This is a genomic window from Desulforegula conservatrix Mb1Pa (assembly GCF_000426225.1).
GTDB lineage: Bacteria > Desulfobacterota > Desulfobacteria > Desulfobacterales > Desulforegulaceae > Desulforegula > Desulforegula conservatrix.
The window spans coordinates 1-6803 of the sequence record NZ_AUEY01000118.1; the positions used below are offsets into that span (position 1 = coordinate 1).

Annotated in this window: 6 protein-coding genes; 5 read left to right on the top strand and 1 reads right to left on the bottom strand. The window is 41.3% G+C overall.

The features are described 5' to 3' along the window. Positions 1–240: 240 nt before the first annotated feature. The gene (locus K245_RS0120210) at positions 241–939 is read right to left on the bottom strand and encodes a Bax inhibitor-1/YccA family protein (RefSeq protein ID WP_027360640.1); all 699 of its coding nucleotides are present in this window, start codon (positions 937–939) and stop codon (positions 241–243) included. A 164-nt stretch (positions 940–1103) separates the two neighbouring features. Between K245_RS0120210 and K245_RS0120215 the strand changes: the two genes are divergently transcribed. The 5 genes from K245_RS0120215 to K245_RS0120240 all read left to right on the top strand — a co-directional run. Then, positions 1104–1391: a hypothetical protein gene (locus tag K245_RS0120215; RefSeq protein WP_027360641.1), complete on the top strand. Its 288-nt coding sequence runs from the start codon at positions 1104–1106 to the stop codon at positions 1389–1391. 127 nt (positions 1392–1518) lie between these two features. Beyond that, positions 1519–2376 (top strand): M23 family metallopeptidase, encoded by an 858-nt coding sequence (locus K245_RS25675; RefSeq protein ID WP_198013945.1) that lies wholly within the window; start codon positions 1519–1521, stop codon positions 2374–2376. A 312-nt stretch (positions 2377–2688) separates the two neighbouring features. Next, positions 2689–5277 (top strand): ATP-dependent chaperone ClpB, encoded by a 2589-nt coding sequence (clpB, locus tag K245_RS0120230; RefSeq protein ID WP_027360642.1) that lies wholly within the window; start codon positions 2689–2691, stop codon positions 5275–5277. Between the two features lie 333 nt (positions 5278–5610). Further along, positions 5611–6276 (top strand): TetR/AcrR family transcriptional regulator, encoded by a 666-nt coding sequence (locus K245_RS25680; RefSeq protein WP_198013946.1) that lies wholly within the window; start codon positions 5611–5613, stop codon positions 6274–6276. A 358-nt stretch (positions 6277–6634) separates the two neighbouring features. Beyond that, the coding region (locus K245_RS0120240) for a transposase (RefSeq protein WP_027360643.1) at positions 6635–6803 on the top strand (169 nt) is incomplete at its 3' end.

A 6803-nucleotide genomic window follows, 5' to 3' on the forward strand; every position in this document is an offset into this window, starting at 1 on the left:
ACCCTCTGCACGAGCCGTATCAGGTTCGCTTTCGCTATGTACCATTCTCTTCCTGTCGCTTCCTTCAAACCCTACCGTTACCAGTAGCGCCCTTGCGATTCGGATTGATTTCCCCTCGGACGGGGTATCTCTGCTTTCTTTCAAACAGACGGGGGCACGGCTTTGCCGGGCAAACAAAAAGGGGGATTCTTTTGGAATCCCCCGCAAAAAACCAACTAAAAGCTATTTGTACCTGATCATTTAATCCCTGTCTCCCATGATTCTGAGGAGCAAAAGGAAAAGGTTTATAAAATCAAGGTAAAGCGTAAGCGCACCAAGTATGGACGCCTTTCTGATTGCAGACGCGCCTATATCGTCAGGCTGGGTCATTGCCATTTCTTTGATTTTCTGGGTGTCATAGGCTGTAAGTCCTGTGAAAACAAGAACTCCAACGTATGAAATTATCATTCCCATTGGTCCGCTTTGTAAGAACATATTTACGATTGACGCTATTACCATCCCGATCAGGCCCATAAAAAGGAAACTGCCCCAGGAAGTAAGATCTTTTTTTGTTGTCATTCCATAGATAGTCATTGCCAGGAATGCTCCGGCAGCGGCAAAGAAAGTGGACGCAATGGACGACATGGTATACATCAGGAATATACCTGAAATTGTTATGCCATTAAGCGCTGCATACGCCAGAAAAACTGCCGTGGCTGTCGTTGCGCTCATTTTTTGTATTCTAACGCTCAGGAAAACAACCATAGCCAGTTCCGCAATGCAAAGTCCCATGAGCAGCATAGGCGTTCCGAAAAGAAATCTGATGGCCGCCTCGTTTGTTGCTGTGTAGTATGAGATAAGACCTGTCAGGCCAAGGCCTATTGCCATCCACATATATACGCTCTGTATGAAAGTTCCTGATAAAGCCCTAACTTGTTGACTGGTTCTTACAGTTTCCATTATAACCTCCTGAAAAATAAGCCGGACATACCGGGTTTTTGTTTACTATATATTAAAGCCTGATTCTGGAATTTCAAGAAAAATAAGGAAAAATTAAGAAAATGCAGGTATTGACAGGGAGAATGTTATTATTTTTGAAGAAATTATAAAATAAAGAATCATTGATGAACCCAGAACAGCAATATACTGTCATAAAAGAGGTCGCCTCAAAACTTGGAGTTGAAGTAAAGGAAAAGAATCTTCATGTACCTGGTATCCGAGTTAAAAGCGGCTTATGCAAGGTCAGGGGGAAACAGCTTTTTATTCTTGATAAGAAAAAAACGCTCAGGGAAAAGGTTGCCCTAATTGCAGGATGCGTTTCTGATTTTGATTATCAGAAACTTGAGATTCCAGAGGAAGTCAAAACAATAATTTATAAGTACTCTGGTGTGTCTGATGATGGCAGTGATTAATACTTTTACTTCTATCACATCAATTTTAATGGTCTCGCAACAAGTCAAAAAAGGGAATTGGTGTCATGCCGGACTTGATCTGGTATCCAGTATTTTCAGATACTCCTGGATTAAGGCCTTCGCAGGAATGACTGGAATCGGACTTTTTGCGGCTTCGTCATTTTTTTTGCCCTTGATTTTCTGCTTGTCACCAACATTCTGCATGGCTGAAACCCAGACAGATTGCCTTAAGGACAGGATGTGCATAAGATCAGAGCAGGGGAATGGCGAGGTCTCTTTTTATCTAAGAAATTTTAAAAGCTATGATCAAACTTTAACCTTTGATTTTCCAATGATGGAGAATCTCTCAGCCGAATCCGGGTTTCCTGTCACAATTGTCTGTCCAGCCCTTAGAGAAACCTACATTGCAAAACTTTCATATCAAAAAGGTAGTTCTTTCAGATACAGCTACAAATACTGGATTTTAAGGGGCAGCTATAAAGCAAAACATGATAATTCTCATATTTACAATCTGCCATACGGCCCAGGTGAGTCATTCGAGATTGTTCAGGGATTTAACGGCTCATTTTCACACAGAAAAGAGAATTATTATGCCGTGGATTTCGGCCTTCCTGAAGGGACAATAGTTTGTGCCGCAAGGGGAGGAACGATCGTGGATATTTATGATGAATCCGATTTGTCAGGCCCTTCAAAAGATTATGCTGATTACGGCAATTATATTATAATTGAACATTCAGACAAAACCCTCGGCGAATACTGGCATCTTAAAAAAAAAGGGTCCCTCGTTAAGGTTGGTGACACGGTAAAAGCAGGCTCTCCAATAGCAATTTCAGGCAATACAGGTTTTTCAAGCGGCCCCCACCTTCATTTTGCTGTTACCTCACCAGTTGATGGAAAAAATCTGGAATCCCAAAAAATCAGATTCAAAACAAGTGAAGGTATCATAGCTTTTCCTGTGAAGGGGGAAAAGTATACCGCAGAGTAATGGCTTCATAAATCTTGACAAAGTCGCAAAAAGTTCGATTCCCGTCATTCCGGCTCTGGCCTGAATTCAGAAGTATCTGATAATACAAAGATGCCGGATTAAATCTGGCATGACGACACCGCCCGTTTTTGACTTTTTGCGAGTCCATCAATCTTGATCTGTCCCTAATCCAGAAATCCATTGACGTATTCAATTGACATATCCATTTGACTTGTATGCTGCAGTGTTTACTTTAACATCCAGAATGTCTTGATATACTTCATAAACAGAAGTGAATATCAGTATAAATAAGCAGCAAAAACGGAGGAATAAATGCGTTTTGACAAATTTACAATAAAGTCCCAGGAACTCATTCAGGAAGCGCATTCACTTGCAACCGCTAAAAAACAGCAGCAGATAGAGACTATTCATCTGCTTTTATCCATGCTCTCGGACAATCAGGGAATAGCTGTATCTCTTTTTAGAAAACTTGGCGTTCAGACTGAAAATATCAAAAATGATGCTCTGAATGCCATTGAAAAATTGCCTAAAATAACGGGCAGTAGTTTTGATGCATATATTTCATCCCAGCTTAAATCAGTTCTTGAAAAGTCTTTCACAGAAGCATCAGCCATGAAGGATGACTATATAAGCATTGAACATATTATTCTTGCAATGTGTGAAGCAAAAAATGATGACGCTGCCAATGTTTTGAAAAAGTTTGGTATTAACAGGGATTCGGTTCTCAAGGCTCTCATTGAAATAAGGGGAAGTCAGAGAATAACCGACCAGAATCCTGAAGAAAAATATCAGGCGCTTGAAAAATACAGCAGGGATCTTACTGCCCTTGCAAAAGCTGGAAAGCTTGATCCTGTGATAGGCAGGGACGACGAAATTAGGCGTGTGGTTCAGGTCTTGTCCAGAAGAAGAAAGAATAATCCTGTTCTGATAGGCGAGCCTGGGGTTGGCAAAACAGCCATTGTAGAAGGTCTTGCCCAGAGAATTACCGAGGGCGACGTTCCTGAAATGCTCAAAAACCGCAGAGTTCTTTCCCTTGATATGGGGGCTCTCATTGCTGGCGCAAAATTCAGGGGGGAGTTTGAGGACAGACTAAAGGCAGTGGTAAAGGAAGTTGAACAGTCCGAGGGCGATGTCGTTCTTTTCATTGACGAGCTTCACACCGTTGTCGGAGCCGGAGCTGCGGAAGGATCAATGGATGCTTCAAATCTTCTGAAACCTGCCCTTGCCCGTGGATCTCTGAGGTGTATAGGTGCGACTACCCTTAATGAATTCAGGAAATATATTGAAAAAGACGCGGCTCTGGAACGCAGATTCCAGCCTGTTTTTACGAACGAGCCCTCTGTTGAGGACACAATTTCAATCCTAAGGGGACTCAAGGAAAAATATGAAGTTCATCATGGCGTAAGAATTAAGGATTCGGCCCTCGTTTCAGCTGCTGTTCTTTCAAACAGATATATCGCGGACAGGTTTCTGCCTGATAAGGCCATTGATCTGATAGACGAATGCGCGTCAATGCTGAGGATAGAAATAGACAGCATGCCTTCTGAAATTGATGAGATTGAAAGGCGTGTTTTGAAAATGGAGATTGAAAAAGAGGCGCTGAAAAAGGAAACAGATGTTCAGTCAGTGGAAAGGCGCGGGAAAATCGAGGCTGACATCGCTTCCCAGAAAGAGATTTTGAACTCCATGAAGGCGCACTGGATGAATGAGAAGGATTACATCCAGGAAATCAGGAATATCAAGGAAGAGATAGAAAAACTCGGAGTGGACGAACAAAAAGCCCAGAGAGAAGGCGACCTCGCCAAAGTGGCTGAAATCCGTTATGGCAGGACAACTGAACTCAATCAGAAGCTTCAGCAGGCAAATGAAAAATTGAACTTGCTTCAGGCTGAAAAAAAGATGCTCAAAGAAGAAGTTGACAGTGATGATGTGGCCGAGGTTGTTTCAAGATGGACAGGCATTCCAGTAAGCAAGATGCTTGAAGGTGAGACAGAACGGCTTATTCAGATGGAAGAACGCCTCAGAACCAGAGTCATAGGCCAGGATGAAGCAGTTGAAGCTGTTTCAAACGCTGTAAGAAGGGCGAGATCAGGTCTTCAGGATCCGAATAGACCTATAGGATCTTTTATTTTTATGGGGCCCACAGGCGTTGGAAAGACAGAACTTGCCAAAGCACTCGCTGAATTTCTTTTTGACAGCGAGCAGGCCATGGTTCGGGTTGATATGTCCGAATACATGGAAAAGCATGCTGTGTCCCGTCTGATAGGAGCTCCTCCTGGATATGTAGGATACGAAGAAGGTGGATATCTGACAGAAGCCATTAGAAGGCGTCCTTATTCAGTTATTCTATTTGACGAGATAGAAAAAGCCCATCCTGATGTATTTAATGTGCTTCTACAGATTCTTGAGGACGGCAGGCTTACTGATGGCCAAGGCAAGACAGTTGATTTCAGAAATACCCTGATAATAATGACGTCAAATATAGGAAGTCAGATTATACAGGAATATTCCGGAAAAGATGATCCAGGTATGGAGGACGCTGTTTTAGATATTCTTAGAAGAAGTTTCAGGCCTGAATTCCTGAACAGAATAGATGAAACAATAATATTCAGAAACCTTGACGAGGGACAGATTGCAAAAATAGTCGATATTCAGCTGTCAAGGCTTGCAAAACGTCTTGAAGAGAGAAGGATAAGCTTCGTAATTACTGATTCCGCCAGGAAGCTTATTGCTGCCAAGGGATATGATCCTGTTTATGGGGCAAGACCTCTTAAAAGGGCTATCCAGAGACTTATAGAAAACCAGCTTTCAATCGAGATAATTAAAGGTACGTTCCCGGACGGTTCAAACATAAATATTGATTCAGACGGTTCGGTGATAGTTTTTTCGATGTGTGATTAAGGGTTTTTTTCATATTTTAGAGCCAGCCATTTCAGTCCTGTCTGTATGGTTGGCTTTATTCTTTTGCGCCGCAAGAATTAATATAACGCCGATTCTAAAAGGAAGATACCAATAAAATAATGGCAAGCGCGGAGTTTATATGCTTAAGGTATGGTCAGATTTATTAATATTTTATTAATTTTTTGTTGCATCGTTATTGAAAAAAATAATTATTTTGTTTAAGCTTGGTGTGTTTTTGTAGTAATGCGGTTAAGAGTAGTAAACATGTGACTACTGAAGATTGATATTCAAAGCTGTTAATTTTTTTGGGTTATGGAACGGAGTCCTTTTCAAGTGGTAGAAAAATCTTTATTCATGCAGCTCAAGGAAGACGAGAGGGAAGTCAGAAGAGCTCTTATCATGGAAGCTGCGCTTGAGCTTTTTAAAAGAAAACCATTCGATGAAATAGGCATGCGGGATATTGCTGCCGCGGCAGGCGTATCTCCCGCATCTATTTACAGATATTTCCCAAGCCAGGAAGAACTATTCATAGAGGCCTTTATCCAGGATCTTGTAGTTGTTGGAGATGAATTTAAAACCAGGCTTGAAAGAAGACTTTCAAGTATCAAGGGCAAAGATCCTGATATCATATTCGAGTTTTCCAATGCTGTTGTAGATCACCTTATGGATAATGAGGCAACTTTCCAGATGATGAGCTTTTTAATGATTAAAGGAGAGATGCCAGGATATCTGCTCAAACGATTCAATCTCGTTCAGAAATCATTCATAGACAAAATTGATGATGTTCTTCACATAGCTGGATTTGAAGGCTCAGTCAGACTTTTCTCCCATACTCTCTTTGCTTCAATTCTTGGGGTTTTGATAACTTTCAGAAATTATCCCGGACGTTCAAAAGAAGAAATAAAAGCCCATGTCCACAGACTCGCAAGTATTGTCGCAACTGTGTTCAAACATGGAATTTCTCCTGCCTATGCTGAGCTTCAGGAGAGATTCACTTAGCTAAGTAGATTCGTTCTTGTTGTGTCTATGTAAGGCATATCCTGAGTAAGGGTATGCCTTTTTTTGTATATATTCACTTTGAATGTAGCTTCAGATATGCATAAGGTGAAAAATGAGCCCTGGTACAGTACCGATATAATAATTCCGTTGATTCTTCATCTGTAAATTCTATCTTCAGCTGATCAACGACAATTATTTTTCCGTGTCAGCGACAGTTATAATTCCCGATCCAGTTTCCTAATTAATCATAAGTAAACCCCCGGCTCTGCCGGTGGACTCACAGAGTTTGACAGATCCTGGAATAAGAAGAAGTCTCCAATAACTGAACCGCCTAAAGTTCAAGTTAAAGGAGACTTCAATGAGCGAGAGACAAAGCCTAAGCCATAGTACCTGGGAATGCAAGTATCATGTAGTATGGATTCCAAAGTATAGAAAAAAGACTATTTATGTAGAATTGAGGAAATATTTGGGAGATGTATTTCGAGATTTGGCCAGACAAAAAGAAAGTGCAATATTGGAAGGCCACT

Excerpts from the sequence above, each read along its gene's own strand:
- K245_RS0120210 (WP_027360640.1), bottom strand. The coding sequence starts at position 939 with ATGGAAACTGTAAGAACCAGTCAACAAGTTAGGGCTTTATCAGGAACT.
- K245_RS0120215 (WP_027360641.1), top strand. The coding sequence starts at position 1,104 with ATGAACCCAGAACAGCAATATACTGTCATAAAAGAGGTCGCCTCAAAA.
- K245_RS25675 (WP_198013945.1), top strand. The coding sequence starts at position 1,519 with ATGACTGGAATCGGACTTTTTGCGGCTTCGTCATTTTTTTTGCCCTTG.
- clpB (WP_027360642.1), top strand. The coding sequence starts at position 2,689 with ATGCGTTTTGACAAATTTACAATAAAGTCCCAGGAACTCATTCAGGAA.